Consider the following 19,355-nt stretch of genomic DNA (forward strand, 5'->3'; position numbering starts at 1 on the left):
TAATATAAACATGGATAGACATTTTACAGTTTCCGTATTTATAGTATATAAAGATAAAGTATTATTACATTTACATAAAAAGGCTAAAAAAATACTTCCTTTAGGTGGGCATATAGAATTGAATGAATTGCCAGAAGAGGCATGTATTCGTGAAGCGCAAGAAGAATCAGGTTTAAAAATAACTCTATACAATCCAATAAATAATCAACTTAAAAATTCATGCGAACTGGTAGGAGAAAAATTATTAATAAATCCCGTGCACACAATTTTAGGTGAGATAAATCCAGAACATTATCATATAGACTTTGTTTATTATGCAACTGCAAAATCTTTTGATACAATGCCAAGAGATGGAGAATCTAATTTACTAAAATGGTATAATAAAGAAGATTTGAAAAACTCATATGATATTCAGCATAATATTTTGACAATGGCTAATGAAGCATTAGAAGTATTAAGTGAAAGATAAATTTTTGATTATGAATTGGGTATCCATATAAATGATTTTCTTCCTTTGCATAGCACCTAACATAATATATAAGCTTTGAACTTCATATAAGTATGAATCAAAACCTTCTTACCCCATTTCACCTCCTTGAAATAGAATTTTATATCCAGTCTCTTGACCAACTATCTTCCTTTTGGAAACTTCCCTTGACACATAAGGTTATGAATTACTCCATTCTTCTTTTAAGATTGACATAATGATTTTATTATTGAATTCATCATCCCTATAAAATGCCTTCCTCATGACACCTTCTATCTTAAAATCGGCCTTAGTATATGCTTTAATTGCTCCTATATTCTTTTCAAAGGCAGTAAGCATTATTCTATTAAGCCCTAAATCTTCAAACCCCAGTTTGACAATTTGTTTTGTTACAAAAGTCCCCACTCCTTTTCCGTGGTAAGTTTTATCTCGAATAAATATAAAATATTCTCCTGATAAAACTATTTCACTAATAAAGAGAAAAAGCACCAATCCAACTGAACTTCCTCTATCAAGTATACATAGGACAGTTCAACTCAGATTGTGCTTTTCTATTAATAAAATTTATTTAATTACTTTTACATCAGCTCCCTGTTTTTCTACAGAATAATAGTCCTCCAATGAGTATTACAGGAAAAATAGCTGCTGCCAAAATCCCTTTTTTCAAGTCATTATTCAAGCTTTCCGAAACAAATCCAACAAAGCTTGGTTCCTGCCGAGCATCCCAAATCTCCTGCTAAAGCAAGCAAGGCGAACATTGCTGTTCCTCCCCCTTTAATTCTGGCAGACGAGATACTAAATACTCCTGGCCACATAATACCTACTGACAACCCACTTAGCGCACATCCAATTAATCCCCATATTGGAGATGGTGAAAGGGAAACCATTAAATAACTTATAAAACATAAGCCTCCACTTAGCATCATAAATTTCTGCAATTCTATTTTATTGCTGAATTTTGCATAAAATACCCTGGCACTTCCCATAAGAATAGCAAATGTACATGGTCCTGCCAAATCACCTATTGTTTTAGACACACCAAGTCCAGACTCTGCAAAAGCTGATGCCCACTGACTAATGGATTGTTCACATGCTCCTGCACATATCATCAAAATAATCATACTCCAGAAAATATTTTTCTTCATAAGTTGCTTAATACTTAGACCTTCTTCTTTATCTAATGTATGAATAGGTACAATAGTATAGTAAATTCCATTCACCAACGGAACTATCGCCAAGATAACGGAAAGTATTCTCCAGTTCCAAATACCAAATACAATAAAAAAAATAGTAGATAATAGAATAACACCTGCCTGTCCCCAACAGTAAAAAGAATGTAACAGACTCATCACTGCTTCTTTTCGCTCAGTTGGACACGCCTCCACAATTGGACTAACCAATACCTCAGTGAGACCACCTCCAACTGCATACAGCATAACTGCTATAAGCAAACCAACAAAAGGATTAGAGAAAAGTGTCGGCAAAATCGAAAGTCCAATTAACCCAGTAGCAGCAAATATATGTGCACTCACAATGGATATACGGTATCCAATTTTATCAACAAACCTTGCAGATAACAAATCCACCAGCAACTGAATTCCAAAATTAAATGTAATAAGTAAGGCAATCTTGTCCAATGATACATTATACTCTTTCTGAAAAGTTAAAAATAACAGCGGTGCAAAATTGTTGATAATTGCCTGTACAATATAACCAATAAATGAAGCATAAATGGTATGATTGTAATTCTCGCTAATTTTTAATTTAGTTCGCATTTTAATATCCCTCATTTCTTTTTCATGCTCTATGTTTTGACAATACCACTTATATATTCTGCAAAATAAAAATCCTACATTTAAAACTTGAACATCTCACTTAAATCTAAATACGAACATGATGAAACTTTATTAAAAGTTTAACTTTAATATTAGCATTCCGTAATAGATGGTTTTGCTGATTTAGTTACATCTTTTTCAGTAATATTTGCCATCCATTTTTTTGAATACATTAATTTTAGTCCAATAATTAATCTAACAAGCTCCTCACTAGAAATTAGCAAATAAACCCATTCAATAGGAAGTTTGAAGATAAATGCTGAGATAAATCCCATTGGAACTCCTATTCCCCATGTTCCAAACATATCCAAATATAATGTATACTTAGTTTGTCCACCACTTCTTAAGATCCCACCACCTATTATCATATTTGAAACCTTAATCCATAATACTAATGCAAACACAATTATTAACTTTATTGTATAATCCTTTAAATCATTAGATACATTAAATAAAATTACATATAACTTAGATATTGAAATTAATAAAACTCCAAATATTGCTGAACCAACAATACCTAAATGAACAAACTTTCGTGAATACTTAAATGCTTCATCATTTTCATCTTTACCAAGCTTATTCCCTATCATAATTCCTGCTGCAACACTGACTCCTGAAAATAATCCAATGCTGAAGCTTTGTATTGGAAATGTTAATGTCATTGCCGCAACTTGTGCTGTACCTATTCTTCCATATACAGTAGAGTACATTGTTTCACCTAAGGCCCAAAAGAACTCATTTATTAATATTGGAGTAGTTATTATCATAATTTTCTTTAAAAAATCAAATGATAAATCAGAAATTTGTTTTATTTTAAATGCTCCTGGATATTTCTTTAAATAGATACATCCCAAAAGAACCAAAACTTCTAAAAATCTAGTTATAGTGGTAGCATAAGCTGCACCTTGTATCCCCATTTTAGGAAATCCAAATTTACCAAATATAAGAATATAATTTAGTAAAGTATTCATCACTATTCCAAATATTCCTGCAAACATAGGTAATTTAACATGATCTGTACTTCTTAAAACTGATGAATACATAGTGATTAGAAGTACTGGTATATACCCAACTGCAGTAATCTTAAGGTATTCACTTCCTAGCTCAATTATTTTAGGATCATTTGTATAACAAGTTAATACTTGAGTTGTAAATACAAATGAAAACAAAGAAAATATTAAAGTTATAGCAAGCCCAAAAAATAAATTTCCACCAAAGGAACGTGCTATATTTTCTTTATCTTTTTTTCCCCAATATTGGGATATCATAATGGAAGTTGAAGCACCAATAGCATTTAAAGTTACTATAAAAATATTTGGAAATCTTGATCCTAGTCCTACAGCTGCAATTGCATCTTGTCCCAGTTGTCCTACCATAATTTGATCAATAATACTTAAAGAAGCTTGAAATAAGCTTTGAATAGAAACTGGTATTGCTATTGCTAACATAGTGCTTAAATATTTATTTTTTTTAAAAATTTTTTCAATCATAATTTCTCCTCATTTTCACTTTATTTGTAAGTAGTGCATATTGCACTACTTACTATTATAAGAATTTAAAAATTACCCAATTTTCGGATTTAAATCAATTTGCACTTCTTCTAAATGCGGATACTCTCCATCAAAACACGCTGTACAAAATCCACATTTATCATTCTGTTTTTCAACAGATTTTAATAAACTTTCAATACTAATGAAATTTAGCGAATCTGCTGATAAATATTTTTTTATATCATCTATAGATTTATTAGAAGCTATTAATTCTTTGTTATTTGATGTTGCTACTCCATAAAAACATGAAAACTTTATAGGCGGTGCTGCAACTATAACATGTACTTCTTTTGCTCCAGCTTCTTTTAATTGTTTAACTATACCTTTTAATGTTGTCCCTCTAACTAATGAATCATCTATTAATATCAATCTTTTTCCTTTTACATTTTCTTGTATTGGGCTTAACTTAATTCTAACAGACATTACTCTTTCACTTTGAGTAGATTGTATAAAGGTTCTTCCTGTATATTTATTTTTTACAAAGCCTTGTCCATATGGAATACCACTTTCCCTAGCATAAGAAAGTGCTGCTGGTATTCCAGAATCAGGTACCCCTATAACTAGATCTGCATCTATTTTAAATAATTTTGCTAGTTCTTTTCCCATGTTTTCTCTTGCTTTATAAACGCTTATGCGATCTATTTTACTATCTTCTCTTGCAAAATAGACAAATTCAAATATACAGAGCTTTTTCTCCTTTTTTGCTGGCTTTTTTATACTTTTTATCCCATCTTTATCTATAGTAACCACTTCTCCTGGTTCTACATCTCTTATAAATTCTGCTCCTATAGAATCTAAAGCACAACTTTCTGATGCTATGATATATGAATTATTTAATTTACCAATACAAAGAGGTCTCATACCTAAAGGATCTCTTGCTCCTATAAGTTTATCTTTCGCCATTATAACCAATGAATATGCTCCTTTTACATTATCCATTATATTTAATATACTGTTCTCTATTGATATGCCCCTTTCATGCTCCCTTAATATCATATATCCTAATATTTCTGAGTCTGTTGATGTCTTTAATTTATACTTAGTTAACTGAATTTTTAAATTGTTTATATTTAAAATATGCCCATTATGAGCAATTGCAAATTTTTTTTCTTCATTAGCAATTATAAAAGGTTGAGCATTTATACTTAAATTTTGCCCACTCGTTGCATATCTAACATGGCCTATAGATAAACTGCCTTTCAGCTCATTAAGTAAATCTTCATTAAATACTTCATTTACAATGCCTACCTCTTTGAAATATTTTATCTTATCTTCTAGATATACAGCTATTCCACAACTTTGCTGACCTCTATGTTGTAGTGCATATAGCCCATAATAAGTTAACTCACTGCAATTGAATTCTTTACTGAAATCTATAACTCCAAAAACTCCACACTCTTCTTTAAATTTATCGTCTATTTCTAAAGTCATTGTTACTACCTTCTCTCTAATACTTTTGAATATAAGTACAAAAATACAAATATATATTTAAATGTCTAAATATGAATTTATGCTAGAAAATTCACTTATTATCATATCTGAATTTTCTAAATTCTGATTACCTGAATGAGGATTTAAAAAACCAATACACTTCATCCCTGCAGCTTTAGCTGCCTTTACTCCATTTGATGAGTCTTCGATTACAACACATTCATTTGGTGACACATTTAAAAATTGCGCTGCTTTTATAAATATTTCTGGATTAGGTTTACTTTCTTTAACCTCATCTCCACTAACAATAGCTTGGAAAAAATCTCTTATATTTAACTTATTTAAAATTATATCTATTAACTGTTTTGTCGATGATGAAGCTAATCCAATTTTTATGCCTTTTCTTTTTAGATCCTCCAAAAGTTCTTTTACATTTTTTGTTAATGATAGTTTACTCAACATCTCCATATGTTTTATAACATAATTTTTATGATAATCTACTATCACCTCTTTGTTCTCCTTTAAGTTATTATCTTTTATAATCTTTTCCCACATATCTTCTATACTAGTCCCAACAAAGGCTTGATGTTGCTCTTTAGATACATTTACATTAAAGTATGAAAATAAATATCTTTCTATTTCAAAATACACAGGTTCACTATCAACAAGAACTCCATCCATATCAAAAATAACTGCTTTAATCTCTTGTCTATTCATTATTTATCACCCCCTCAACTACTATGTTGAAAATTAATATATATTTAAACTATAAGACTCTGCTATTATTCTTTATCTTTCAAATCTCAATAAATTATAGTTTTTTCTTGGTTTACATTCTATAAGTTTAAATTTCTTTATATCCTCTAAGTCTTTGAATCCATCACCATCTACAAGTGAAGTATTATTGTAACCACCTATTATTACTGGTAATTGCATAAGTATTATTTCATCTATTAGATCTTGTTCAAAAAGTGTCCAATTTAAATATCCACCACCTTCAAGCATTATACTTGATATATTAAATTCTTTTTCTAAGTACTCAAAGAATTTCTTAAAGTCAACCTTATCTTCTCCAAAAACTACGCATACTTTTCCTAAACCTCTTATTAAGTCCGCTTTTGGGTTATTTTTTTGTTCTTCTATTGTTAATACTATTGTCTTTTCACTATCAGTAAAAATATTTGAAGATAAATCTAAATCCATTGTACTTGTTGGTACTATTCTTACTGGGCTTTTATTTTCTTCATATCTATTAGTCAAAAATGGATTATCTATATCTATAGTTTTTTTACCAACCATTATCCCATCGACTTTTCCTCTAAACTCATGAATAAATCTTTTATCATCATCATCTAAAAGGTTAAATAACTCCTTGCTAGAATTTCCTGATCCTAATGCTAACTTTCCATCTATTGATACTTGACTAAAAAGTGTTACTTTCATATATCTACCCCTCCTCTACTATTAGTTGAATATTAAACATATTTATTAGCTACTAATTCTTTTTTAAATACTTCTGATTATTATTTTAACTAATTTTGATGAAGAACAGCTTTAACTATATCTTCAATTGAAATTGAATCATCTTTCACCATGCTCAATCCCAGCTCTATATCATCCCATATATCTCTCATTTTTAAATCTACTGGGATACCTTCGCTAAAATTAAGTTGTTTCAAAATACCTTTTATATTTTCAGATGCATTTTCTTCAACTTCTTTAATTATTTTTTTACTAGCAGGCAACCTGTGCACTTCGTTAAATAATCTTAATTGGCATTCATCACTTATCATGTAATTAATAAATTCCATTATAGGTTTCTTATATTCAGATTCTAATGATTTACAAGGAAATACCCATCCTACTGTAGATGTAGCTACTTTTGCTTGTTTACCTTTTATAGTAGGCATTAAGCATACTCCTAGTTTATCTTCACATTTTTTAGATAAGTAACTATATACCCATTCTCCATTTAACATGCATGCTATTTTCCCATCAATGAAATTTTTTAGCATAGCATCTGTTGCCTTATAATGAACAATTACACCTTCATGTATTGCTTCTCTTAAAAATGAAAATGTTTCTTTTAATGCTTCATAATCTAAATCTAAATTTTCATCTTTAATTGGCCATCCGCCAAAAGCAGAAAAAAATGGTATAAACCAATAAGGTATTTCCAGGTCAACAGCTATTGGAGCAATTCCTTCTTTTTTTAAATTTTCCTTCATTCTCTTTAAATCTTCAAAATCCATCGGAACATCTTTTACTAATTCTTTGTTATAATAAACAACTGCATTGTTACCTCCTATTATAGGTACACCATATTGCTTACCCTTATAACTCATTGTTTCACATGTCTTCTTGTTCACATAACCTTGAAGTAATGCTTCTGGCACATCAGAAAATAATCCTTGCTCTGCAAATGCTGTTAAATCTGATGGTATCAGTGCTAAATGTGGACCTTTTTTTGTTTTATGAATGTTTGTAAGAGCTTCTATATACTCCACTATATTCATGATTTCTATTTTATAATTTACGTTTGTTATTTCACTTAGTTCTCTAGCTACATCTTCTAGCAAATTTGCTGTTAAATCTGCCTCTCCATCACATTCATGCCATATTATTACTTCACTTTTATCTTTTATACTCATTTCTCATTCCTCACTATCCTTTAATATTATTAATTCTCTATGGAATATTTTTAATTGCTTTGATAATCATTAACTAAAACAATAACTTGTCCAGCTTCTAGCTTATCAATTTCATTGTTTAACACTTTCCTTTGGTCATCTTCTACACTATTTGCAACAATCTTAGGATTTTTTGCAAAGTTGATTGATTCATTTAGCTTTATTACTTTTTCTTCAGCCATATTTAAATTAAATACTACTACTAGCGCTTTATCGATATTTTTATATGCATATATTAGTACTTCATCTGAAGAATTTAAAATTTCAAAATGTTCTGAACTTAATAGATGCAAATATTTGCTTTTACACTCTTTTAAGTTCTGCAATAAATTAAGCATCCCATTAGCATTCTTGTTAGTCCATTTAATCTTCATTTTATTAAAAAAGGCTCTTGGTATTTCTGATCCATTTGTATTATCCGCCAATCCACAATTTATAGGTTCATCTTCATTTACTTCTCCCCCTGTAGTTACATACGGAATTGCGTTAGGTAAAAACATATTAAATACTGCAATTGAACGAGCTAATTGAATTCCACCATTCCTCGTTGTTATTCTTGGAGTATCTGCAGTCTCAGCACACCCGAATATATGAAGCTTCAAGTTTTGTAATTCTGTTAAAAAATTAGTTAAATTCTCTTTATTTAATCTAGACATTTCTAGCCATTCACTGCCAAGCATTATGTTATAACCACTTTCATAAGCTTTTTCATGGTTTTTATTAAATAAATCCTCGCTCATGAATATAGCATTGGGCTTTAACTCCTTTACTACATCAAATAAATGATTTAATAGTACTGATGGTATAGTATGTCCTATATCAACTCTTATTCCATCTATATCATATTCTGTAATGCTGTAACGCATAACTTCTTCAAAAAGCTCCCATAATCCATAATTTGGCTCTATTCCTGGAAACTTATTAGCTTTTATAGTATCAAACATAACATATGGTGGTTGATCATCATTTAAAAACTTTTTAACTTCTGGATATACATCCTTATATATCTTTAAGAAAGTAATGTCTGTCCAAATTGGTTGTACATCATTTACCCAATCTGAATGTGCAGGTGGAGTTGTTATTTTCATTTCTTTTTCAACTAATAACAATAAATCTTCCCCTGTTTCTTCTGATTGAGCCTTTAATTTTTCCCATAAACTAGGGTTTAATATATCCGGTGATTGAGAGAATTTTCTTAGATGCATTTTAGTTTCTTCAGACTTATATATTGTTTCTAAATTATCATGTGTACACTCTTCAAAAAATCCTAGTTCGGGTATCTGTGGTGTTTTGAAATCATCTAAATATTCTTTTTTAATCCAATATACCCAGTCCGGGTGATCCTTTATTATGTCACTGTTACGTGCAGTAACTCTTGGAACAAAATCATTTACTACTCTTATGCCTAAAAGATGACAAGCTTCTACTAATGCAGCATATTCATTGTCTATAGAGAAATCATCCATTTCATTTAACATCTCATCATGTAAATTCTTGTCTAACTTAAAATAATTTTTTATTACATAAGGACCTCCAATATCCCCTTTTTTATATAAGTCACTGTATTCTGTTATAGGTAATAAATATAATATATCTATTCCTATTTTTTTTAGCATAGGTAACAATATAAAAAATCTCAAAAAGGTTCCCATTTCTAATTTTCCATCATGGTTATAATCCCAAGCTGTTGAATACCTAACTAGAGAACAATATATTGAACTTTTATTAAAATCATTATTCAAAGGCATTTCATAATTTTGCGATTTTAGAAATTTTAGTAGTATAGAAATATATTCATATGCATCTACTTGGATTTCATCTTCGCTTTCAGATAATATATTTTCAAAATGTATAGTATTCCAAATTTTCGGCATCCATATCAAGTACTTTTTCTTTTCCATTTGACTTTCTATGAACTCATCTATTTTGTTTAAATTACTTACTTTCTTCATTTTTTCTACTCTCCATTTTTTCATTTTTACTTAAATTCAAAAACAGTTTTCATAGACTCCATATTATTAGCTAATAATTCTTCAAATGCTTCTTTCGCATCTTCTATAGGATATTTTTTAGTTACTAGTTTTTCCAAGCCATTTAATTTAGTTGCATATTTTATAGCTTTTTCGAATAATAAATTATATTCACCAGCACCTATTATTCTTATACCATTACCTTGATAATAAGCAGGATTAAATTTAAAATTGTAAGAAGGATCAATTCCTAATAAAACAATTCTTCCATCTTTTTCTATCATAGCTTCACACAATTCCATTTGGTTTCCTACAGAGTCTATAATTACATCAAATTTCCTATCCATATTTATTCTTCTTACTTCTTCTGTTAGTTCTTCTGGATAGTATACATAATCAGCTATTTCTTTTGAAAAGTTTTTTCTAAAATCATTCTTTTCAACACTTACAGTTAACCTTGCTATTCTTTTGCAAACCATTTGGGTAAGTACTCCCATTGGTCCAGCCCCTATTATAAGTACTGATTCTTCTGGCTGTATGTTTGCAGCTTTAATATTATGAAGTACACAAGCTAATGGCTCAACTAATACTGCAGCTCCAAAACTTAACTTATCAGGTATTTTATGAACAAAAGTTTCATCACATACAAAATATTTTGCAAATAACCCAGTCTTATTTACTCCTGCAATAGCTAATTTGCCATTATCACCTATACAAAAATTAGTTTGACCATTCTTACAATAATGGCACTTTCCACAATACTGATTAGGATCAATAACTACTCTATCATTAACTTTTACATTTTTTACATTAGTACCAACTTCTACTACTATACCAACTGCTTCATGACCTCTAATAATACCAGATGTACATTCTAGGTTTCCTTTTAACATTTGCAAGTCTGTACCACATATTCCTGAATACTTGACTTTAATTTTGACGTCACATTCAGAACATATTTGTGGTTCATTAACCTCCATTACATCAATTTCTCTGTTTTTGTTAATAATTAATCCTTTCATATTAACTATCATTCCTTTCCATGTGCTCAAGGCGCAAAATTTTAAAGCTGAATCTATAAATTTATCAGTGCAGTATAACATTTCGCAAGAACAATGCTTAAAGATAAATGTTTGTCTAAATCATTACGATTATATCAATACATGTATTACACAACTTGATGAAACTATCTCGTTAATCTCTAAAGATTTTAATTCTTCGGTAGCAAGCGCTTGCATAAAAGGGTAAATCATACCCATACTTCAAATATCTTTATGAAATCATAGTCATCAACCAAGTCCAACTTAATTTACTTAAGATATAAAATTTTACCTGAAAAGTATCACTTTATATCAAATACTAATATCTTTAAGCTTTGCTCATAGCTAAAACATATCAGTAGGAATCTTCAATACAATATAACCTAAATAAGTAAATATACTTATCTTACACTTATTAAATTTTCCCTCATACTTCTATGTTTGTCTTTTTTAACCACTTTTTAATTATAACTCTTATAACTTTAAATTTATACTGTAAATTTTTACAATATATTCCTAATATTTTTGTCTTTTTTTTACAATTTTTCCTTTGTAATCCTTTTATTTTATTGAAATTATGTTAACTTTCTATTTTTCGATATATAATTGTATATTTAACTAATAATTGACATGTATAATTGTTTACAAAATTATCATTAATAATTCATTTCTTACCCTCATTGATTCTTATGCATAAATGTAAAATTTGAAATGCTTTTTCAACAGTTTATTGTTTTATTTGTATGATTATTTCCATTAATATTTTACAAACTATTGAAAAAAAATTAAGCTGCCGTACTAAAAGATACAAACACAATATATTGCTATTTAATAAAATAACTTATACACTATATTGTAGTTGAATTTCTTTGTACGGCAGCTCCACTTGCACCTAATTATTTATCCTCTTAGAAGTTGACATTCAAAATTTGCTATTTATCCTCTTTTTACTTAACAAGTTTATCTATTTCACTTGAACAATCACCATAAAAATCGTTTATCTTATAATTTGCAAAATCTAAAGTTTTCTGTAATTCATTAATCTTTCTTATAATATTATCTCTTGCCTCTTCTAAAATTTGCTTTCTTGCTTCCCTTGTAGAATCACCTAATCTAGCTAATCTCATATATTCAATAATTGCTTCTAAAGGCATCCCTGCTCTTTTAAACTTCATAGCAAAATCTATCCAATGTAGTGACATCTCATCAAAATCTCTTATCCCATTTTCTTTTCTAGGAACTGGAGGAATCAGTCCGATTCTCTCGTAGTACCTAAGATTATCTATTGATATTCCTGTTAATTCTGATACTTCCTTTATTGTCATCATTATCTCTCCAATTTCAACACATACTTTTGCTTTATAATCTAGTTAATATTTCTTGTTCTTTTGGATAACGTTCCCCTATAATTTTAATTTTAGAAAGTGCGTCATTTATCTCAGTTAATTCTGTTACTGTGAACCTAATATTTTCTGATCCTATATTTTCCTTTAAACGTTCAAGCTTTTTAGTTCCAGGAATCGGCACAATCCAAGGTTTTTGAGCTAGTACCCATGATAGTGCAATTTGTGCTGGTGTTGCATTCTTTTCCTTAGCAATCTTTTTTACTAATTCAGCTAGAGCTTCATTTGCAGAAAGATTTTCTGAATTGAAACGTGGAATTGTATTTCTAAAGTCATTGCTTTCAAACTTTGTATCTTTATTAATTCCACCAGTTAAGAATCCTTTTCCTAAAGGACTAAATGGTACAAATCCTATTCCAAGTTCCTCAAGCGTTGGTAGTAATTCATTCTCTGGTTTTCTCCACCACATAGAATATTCACTTTGAATAGCAGTTACAGGAAGAACTGAATGAGCACAACGAATTGTTTGCGCACCAGCTTCTGAAAGGCCCCAATATCTCACCTTTCCTTCTTCTATTAACCTTTGGACAGTTCCTGCTACTTCTTCAATTGGTACATTAGGATCAACACGATGTTGATATAAAAGATCAATATAATCAGTTCCTAAACGCTTAAGAGAACCTTCAACTGCTTTTCTTATTGTTTCTGGACGACTGTCTACCCCTACTGATTTACCATTTTGAATATTAAAACCAAATTTTGTGGCAATAACTACTTTATCACGGTAAGGTTTTAATGCTTCCCCAACTAATTCTTCGTTTGTATATGCTCCATAAACTTCTGCTGTATCAAAAAAAGTTACACCGAAATCTATGGCTGAATGAATTAAAGATATCATATCACTTTTTTCAGGAAAAGGAGGGTAACTTTGACTCATTCCCATGCATCCTAATCCAATAGTTGAAACTTCAAGATTACTATTTCCTAATTTTCTCTTTTTCATAAAACTCACATCCCTATCAAACATTAATAAATATATGTTCTTAAAACATCTTTTATATCATACAACCTTAAGTTAACTTCAGGTCAAGGGATTATTTATTATTTATTAATTATTAAATAAATTAAAGTTTTACATTCAATCTCTTGCCCAACTATCCTCCTTGGCGAAACGTCCTTTGACACAACTGATTTTCCATTCATTTTCCGTTGGATGAAAAATAAATTCTTTCCTATTGTCAAAGACATTATTTCACCTTATTAAAAAACTTCCTTAATTAAAGTTATTTAATAATGGTGATAAATTCCCTATATAATATATATCTAAAGCATGAAGTGCTCTTGTGCAAGCAGTGTAAAGTAACAGTCTATCTTCTTCATCCTTATATTTAGAATCACCTGCATTATATATCATAACCACATCAAACTCTAATCCTTTTGCAAGATAAGCAGGAATAATTACAATGTCATTAACATATTCATCTTCATCATTTATTATCATCTTAGCATCTATCTTATCTTTTACGTAATTGTAGACATTTTTTGCTTCACTAATATTTTTAGTTATTATCCCAATAGAGTTATAACCTTCACTCCTATAAGCTTTTACTTCTTCTAATATTCTTTTATTCATATCCTTCTCATCTAAAAATCCAATTAGCCTTGGTTCAGATCCATTTCTTTCAACATATTCATCAGCTATTTCTTTATTTAGTATTCTTCGTGAAAATTTAGTTATTTCCATTGTTGATCTATAGCTTTTAGTTAAATTAATAGTAGAGGTATTTTCTGGATTAAGTATTTCTACAATCTTGCTATAGCTACCAACATTCATATATGGGTTAATAGATTGAGATATATCTCCTAGTATTGTTTTATTTGCAGAGCTAAATAATTGATTAAATATTTCATACTGCAATGGCGAATAATCTTGTGCTTCATCTATAATTACATATTTTACTTCTAATGCTTTTGGAATATCACCTACTGCTCCTTTTATAAATAAAAGTGCTATTTGATCTTCATAGTTAATCTTTTTAGCTCTAAAATTTTCTAATGTATATCTTTTAATTTCTCTAATGGTATCATTATCAAAATCAATATTTGCCTTTTCTAAGAAATATTCTAAGTTTTCATAAAGATTTGTATAAGTATCTAGCAAGCTAAATTTAGTCTTTTCTTCAACTTCATAAATTATATCTTTTATCCCTCCATTAACTAAGGCCCTACTTACTTTATTGATTTCTCTCTTCTCTAGATATTCTCCTGTTTCCTCTATTTCCTTTGCTACTTTCTCTACTAATCTTTTTTCATAAGATTCTATAAGAAATAAAATTCTATTTCTTATCTTTTCTAATTTCCTCTTAAGGGGAAGATCAACATAATCCTTATAAAACAACTCATTTATATCCTTGGAAGAAATTATAGTTTCATTTCTTAAAGTGATGTCAAAAAATTCTTTAGGATTTTCTTCTAGGTATGAAATATATACTTTTAATAGCTTAACAAATTCCATAGAAGACTTAAACTTTATACTTTTAATTCTAACATCATAATATTGTTCCCCTTCATCACCAAAGATGTTTTCCATCATTTCACAATAATCTTCCTTAACATTTACATTCTCTAAAACTTTATGCATATATTCTTTGAATGTAGTTTGCAACATATTATCTTCACCAAGCTGAGGTAATACATTAGAAATATAATCATTAAATATGTTATTTGGCGAAAAAATTACTATATTTTTTGAAGTTATAGTATCACGATGTTTATATAAAAGGTACGCTATTCTATGAAGGGCAACTGATGTCTTTCCACTACCTGCTGGTCCTTGAACTATTAAGTTTTTATACTTCTCATTACGGATTGCTTTATTTTGTTCTCTTTGAATTGTAGTAACTATAGCCTTCATTTTACTGTCGCTGCTTTTACTTAATATATCTTGTAAGACCTCATCATCTATTTTAATATTGCTATCAAACATATAATCAATCTTACCATTATTAATTTTATATTGTCTTTTCATTGTTATCTTGCCATTTATTATTCCTTCAGGACATTCATAAGAAGCACTTCCAATCTCATAATCATAAAACATACTTGAAATTGGTGCTCTCCAATCATATATAAGGAAATCAAAATCTTCATTAATTAAATTAGAAATTCCAAGATAGAATTTTTCCTCTTTTCCTTCTCCATCTTCAATAAAATCCATTCTTGCAAAATAGGGTGATAAAAGCATTTGCTCATATTTATCAACTAGCTTTCTTTCAAACTCATGACTTTGCTTTTGAATCTTCATAGTATTTATAAACTGCATAAAATCTACAATATGCTGCAAACCATTATTTACTGAAACTGCTCCAACATTTTCCCATAGTTCTCTTTGTGTTTTAATTGCATCTTTTTTAAAATTTTCTTTATAGTTTTTCTTTTCTTCTAATTGACTTTTTACCTCTCTTAATACCCTTTGTAACCATTCCTCTTCTATTATCCATTCAGATTTATTTATTGACAATATATCTCCTCCTTACAATGAAAAAAGCATTTTAAAGTGATATTAATATTTAATCATAAACGCCCGAAATTACCAGTCTGTAATTATCTAATTATTTATGTTATAATTAAAGTATAGAGAAAATATATTAAAAATTCCTGGTTTAAATATAAAAAAGGCAGCCTCATAAAAGACTGCCTTTTAACTGTTTTTTACTTCTTAAATAGAAGATGCTTCATTAATATTCTCTTCATACACACTATTTCTTCCATGTAAGAAATAATATAATAGCATAGTAATAAATGTAACTATTGCCATCGCTAAATATAATCCTCTATAGCCTATTGACGGTACCAAAAGTCCTAATATGAACGGCCCAAAACCTACCCCTAAATCTTGAAATATAAAACTAGTTGAAGTAGCTAATCCTATATTATGCTTCGGAGAAACTTTTATTGCAATTGCTACGCAACTTGAAGATATTGTACCATATCCAATTCCCACTAAAGCTCCAACTAATAAGAGTGTAAATCCATTATTGACTCCACTCATAATAAATAAAGCTATAGCAAACAATATTATAGACGGATACATAACAAAGTTTTCTCCTTTTGTATCAAGCCATTTTCCTGTAAAAGGTCTTGAAACAAAAACAAAAACTGCATATACAATAAAGAAAAAGCTCCCTGCATAAGCTAGATTGATTTCTTTAACATAAGGTGTAATGAATGTAAGAATACTTGAGTAGCCAAAAGCAATTAATGCTGAAACTATAGAAATTGGAACTGCTTTGATCTCAAAGAAATTATGTATAGAAAAGTTACTCCTCTTCTTTAATTGCTCTTTTGCAAGCTCTAATTTTGGAACCTCCACGAAGAACACTGCAATGAAACTAATTGCTAAAAAAGCAACACATACAATGAAATTCATGTAAAAACTTGCATGCTCAGTGATTAACATTCCTAAAAATGGTCCAATTGCAGCAGCCAAAGTCAAGCTTAATGTATAATAGCCAGTACCTTCACCTCGACGTTCATTAGGAATAATCTTTGCTACAATGGTTCCTGTAGCTGTTGATGCAATTCCCATAGCTGCTCCATTCAGGAAACGATTAGCCAAAAGCATTCCCATGCTGTTCACTAAAAGATATAAACAAGTAGTTATTAAGAATAAGGTAAAACCAATATAAAGCATTCTCTTACATCCTATTTTTTCTATGTATTTCCCTGAAAAAATACGTAAGACAAGTGTTCCTATTATAAATATTCCAGAAGCTAACCCAGCTTGACTAGGTGTAGCATGAAATTTTTCTGATGCAAATAAGCTCATTGTCACCATCAATAAGTAGAAAGTAAAATAAAGAAAAAAGTTTGCCGTAGTAACAATCAGGAAATTTTTTGTCCATAATTTAGGTTGATTCAATTTCAATTCTCCTTTTCATTTGTAATATTTTCTAATACTCTTGGAATTACTTCAAATACAATTTGTTGCTCTTCTTTTGTAATCCCTTTCATCAATTCATATTCTAAGCATGTTATTTTTTCACGACAGATTTGATAGAGTTCTTCTCCTGTTTCAGTCAACTGGATGATTTTTTCACGCTTATTCTTGCCGGTTATTTCTTCTATAATCATTTTCTCTTCTAAACTTTGAACCCTTCTAGTCACGCTAGGCTTTTCTATATTATAGTACTTAGAAATATCTACAAGTGAAGATGGTCCATTGTTTTTTAGATAAAAAATAACTTGCCATAAAGAATACGAAAGATTATATTCACTTAACAAATCATTAAGTTTACTTATTATTGGTCGGTATAAAGATATGAATCGCTGAAAAAAGCCTTGCATTTTTAATACCTCCTAATTCAACATAGTTACCTTTGTTAACTGTTAACCAAGGTAATTATATATTATTTATATATATATGTCAAGTTTCTCTATTAGTATGCATATTCACGCTTCAATAAATCAATTGTTTTTCAGTGCTATGCAAACATGATAGCCAAAATATCTTGAATTTATACATAAGTAAGAGATGGTATTGGTACATGGTTTGTATGAAATTTAGGTAATTAAGATGAATATCTTTTTTACAAAATATTAGAATATAAAATGAATGCATTTATCCAAGAATTAGATTTTATTTCATGTGATGGAGAAATAATTGTTGGCAATATAATCTACTCAAAAGCAAAGGTAATTAATAAAAGTAATAACCTTTGTTTTGTATTTTAACACACTTGTTTCTCAATTATATATAAAAAAGCCATAGATCTCTCTATGACTTTAAATAGAATTACCTTAATGTATTAATTAGTATCTTATCATATCTCTAGTAATATCTTCTAAAGAATATGCTCCACACATTGCCATTGTATCTTCAAGCTCATTTGCTAATTTTTCAATATATACTTTTACCCCTTCTTCTGCTCCACCATAAAGTGCTGTTACAAAGGTTCTGCATATAAGTACTCCATCAGCGCCTAAAGCTAATGCTTTAAAAACATCTACTCCTGAACGTATTCCGCCATCTACAAATATTCTCATTGAGCCACCTACAGCATCAACAATATTGGCTAACACTTCTGCAGTTGCTGGACATTGATCTTGTACTCTTCCACCATGATTTGAAACAACTATAGCAGCAGCACCAGCTTCTTTAGCTTTTAATGCACCTTTAACAGTCATTATACCCTTTACGATAAATGGTAGTTTAGAAAGCTCAATAATTTCCTTAAGCTCATCTACAGTTTTTGCTCCAGCTGGAGGATTCATATTCTTTAAAAATGGAAGTCCAGCCGCATCAATATCCATAGCTACTGCAATAGCCCCTGAATCTCTAACTAACTTCATTCTTTCTTCTATTGTTATTATATTCCAAGGCTTTACAGTAGGAATTCCTAATCCATTTGCATTTTTTATAGCATTTGTAGCACCTTTCATTACCTCCGGGTTTACACCATCTCCAGTGAAGGCTAAGATTCCTTCCTTTGCACATGTAGAAACTAAAATATCATTATATTGCATCTCATCATATTTATCACCATAATGCAATTGAACAGCTCCTACTGGCGCAGCAAAAAATGGATACTTGAATTTTCTATTGAATAATTCTAAACTGGTATCAACCTTTTTATTTTCTGTTAATGTATCCATGTTAATACGAATTTCTTTCCACTTATCATAATTACGTATTGCTACGTCACCAATACCTTTTGCTCCTGGTCCTGGCATTTGATTTTTACATACTTTCCCGTTACATTCATTACATGCTTTACAATAATCACCAATACAAGTTCTCGCATTCTTCAATACTTCTTGATAATTCATTCTATTATCCCCTTACTTTCCATAAGTGAAACTCCAAATCTATGATTTCGTAAGCTTACTACACTTACAAAGGCATAAAATTATCAAGTTTCCTTATCTATAATTCTTATGTCAACCTACTTTTAAGTATATCACAAAATATGTATTTTTTAGTTTCTTATAAAATTCTTCTGTATTTTTT

At 29.5% G+C, this 19,355-nt stretch carries 16 protein-coding genes; 1 reads left to right on the forward strand and 15 read right to left on the reverse strand.

Annotated features, from left to right (window positions below; translation table 11 throughout):
• Nucleotides 1-10 precede the first annotated feature (10 nt).
• Nucleotides 11-469: an NUDIX hydrolase gene (locus ACH36K_RS11890; RefSeq protein WP_411167840.1), complete on the forward strand. Its 459-nt coding sequence runs from the start codon at nucleotides 11-13 to the stop codon at nucleotides 467-469.
• Between the two features lie 198 nt (nucleotides 470-667).
• On the opposite strand, the gene ACH36K_RS11895 is transcribed toward ACH36K_RS11890, so the two are convergent.
• From ACH36K_RS11895 to ACH36K_RS11965, 15 genes are all read right to left on the reverse strand, one after another.
• On the reverse strand, nucleotides 668-1,006 hold the full coding sequence (locus tag ACH36K_RS11895; RefSeq protein WP_411170692.1) for a GNAT family N-acetyltransferase: 339 nt from the start codon (nucleotides 1,004-1,006) through the stop codon (nucleotides 668-670).
• A 152-nt stretch (nucleotides 1,007-1,158) separates the two neighbouring features.
• Nucleotides 1,159-2,277 carry an MFS transporter gene (locus ACH36K_RS11900; protein ID WP_411167841.1) on the reverse strand — a complete coding sequence of 373 codons (1,119 nt, stop codon included), beginning with the start codon at nucleotides 2,275-2,277 and terminating at the stop codon, nucleotides 1,159-1,161.
• Between the two features lie 137 nt (nucleotides 2,278-2,414).
• Nucleotides 2,415-3,812: an MATE family efflux transporter gene (locus ACH36K_RS11905; protein WP_411167842.1), complete on the reverse strand. Its 1,398-nt coding sequence runs from the start codon at nucleotides 3,810-3,812 to the stop codon at nucleotides 2,415-2,417.
• A 72-nt stretch (nucleotides 3,813-3,884) separates the two neighbouring features.
• Nucleotides 3,885-5,303 carry an amidophosphoribosyltransferase gene (gene purF, locus ACH36K_RS11910; RefSeq protein WP_411167843.1) on the reverse strand — a complete coding sequence of 473 codons (1,419 nt, stop codon included), beginning with the start codon at nucleotides 5,301-5,303 and terminating at the stop codon, nucleotides 3,885-3,887.
• Between the two features lie 57 nt (nucleotides 5,304-5,360).
• On the reverse strand, nucleotides 5,361-6,020 hold the full coding sequence (locus tag ACH36K_RS11915; RefSeq protein WP_411167844.1) for an HAD family hydrolase: 660 nt from the start codon (nucleotides 6,018-6,020) through the stop codon (nucleotides 5,361-5,363).
• 72 nt (nucleotides 6,021-6,092) lie between these two features.
• Nucleotides 6,093-6,746, reverse strand: coding sequence for a dihydrofolate reductase family protein (locus ACH36K_RS11920; RefSeq protein ID WP_411167845.1), 654 nt, complete (start codon nucleotides 6,744-6,746; stop codon nucleotides 6,093-6,095).
• An 89-nt stretch (nucleotides 6,747-6,835) separates the two neighbouring features.
• Nucleotides 6,836-7,954, reverse strand: a complete 1,119-nt coding sequence (locus ACH36K_RS11925) for an extracellular solute-binding protein (protein ID WP_411167846.1) — start codon at nucleotides 7,952-7,954, stop codon at nucleotides 6,836-6,838.
• Nucleotides 7,955-8,004: 50 nt separating this feature from the next.
• On the reverse strand, nucleotides 8,005-9,969 hold the full coding sequence (locus ACH36K_RS11930) for an alpha-amylase (RefSeq protein ID WP_411167847.1): 1,965 nt from the start codon (nucleotides 9,967-9,969) through the stop codon (nucleotides 8,005-8,007).
• Between the two features lie 2 nt (nucleotides 9,970-9,971).
• Entirely contained in the window at nucleotides 9,972-10,997 is a 1,026-nt protein-coding gene (locus ACH36K_RS11935) for a zinc-dependent alcohol dehydrogenase (protein ID WP_411167848.1), read from the reverse strand.
• A gap of 953 nt (nucleotides 10,998-11,950) precedes the next feature.
• Complete coding sequence (locus tag ACH36K_RS11940) at nucleotides 11,951-12,331, reverse strand: MerR family transcriptional regulator (protein ID WP_411167849.1); 381 nt, start codon at nucleotides 12,329-12,331, stop codon at nucleotides 11,951-11,953.
• Between the two features lie 31 nt (nucleotides 12,332-12,362).
• Nucleotides 12,363-13,349 (reverse strand): aldo/keto reductase, encoded by a 987-nt coding sequence (locus ACH36K_RS11945; protein WP_411167850.1) that lies wholly within the window; start codon nucleotides 13,347-13,349, stop codon nucleotides 12,363-12,365.
• 270 nt (nucleotides 13,350-13,619) lie between these two features.
• Nucleotides 13,620-15,866, reverse strand: a complete 2,247-nt coding sequence (gene helD, locus ACH36K_RS11950; RefSeq protein WP_411167851.1) for an RNA polymerase recycling motor HelD — start codon at nucleotides 15,864-15,866, stop codon at nucleotides 13,620-13,622.
• A 198-nt stretch (nucleotides 15,867-16,064) separates the two neighbouring features.
• Complete coding sequence (locus tag ACH36K_RS11955; RefSeq protein WP_411167852.1) at nucleotides 16,065-17,273, reverse strand: MFS transporter; 1,209 nt, start codon at nucleotides 17,271-17,273, stop codon at nucleotides 16,065-16,067.
• Nucleotides 17,270-17,692 (reverse strand): MarR family winged helix-turn-helix transcriptional regulator, encoded by a 423-nt coding sequence (locus ACH36K_RS11960; protein WP_411167853.1) that lies wholly within the window; start codon nucleotides 17,690-17,692, stop codon nucleotides 17,270-17,272. Before ACH36K_RS11960 ends, ACH36K_RS11955 begins: the two co-directional genes overlap by 4 nt.
• Before the next feature lie 465 nt (nucleotides 17,693-18,157).
• On the reverse strand, nucleotides 18,158-19,174 hold the full coding sequence (locus tag ACH36K_RS11965; protein ID WP_411167854.1) for an alpha-hydroxy-acid oxidizing protein: 1,017 nt from the start codon (nucleotides 19,172-19,174) through the stop codon (nucleotides 18,158-18,160).
• Nucleotides 19,175-19,355: the final 181 nt, after the last annotated feature.

It is taken from the genome of Clostridium sp. MB05 (genome assembly GCF_046581255.1).
In the GTDB taxonomy this organism is placed as follows: domain Bacteria; phylum Bacillota; class Clostridia; order Clostridiales; family Clostridiaceae; genus Clostridium.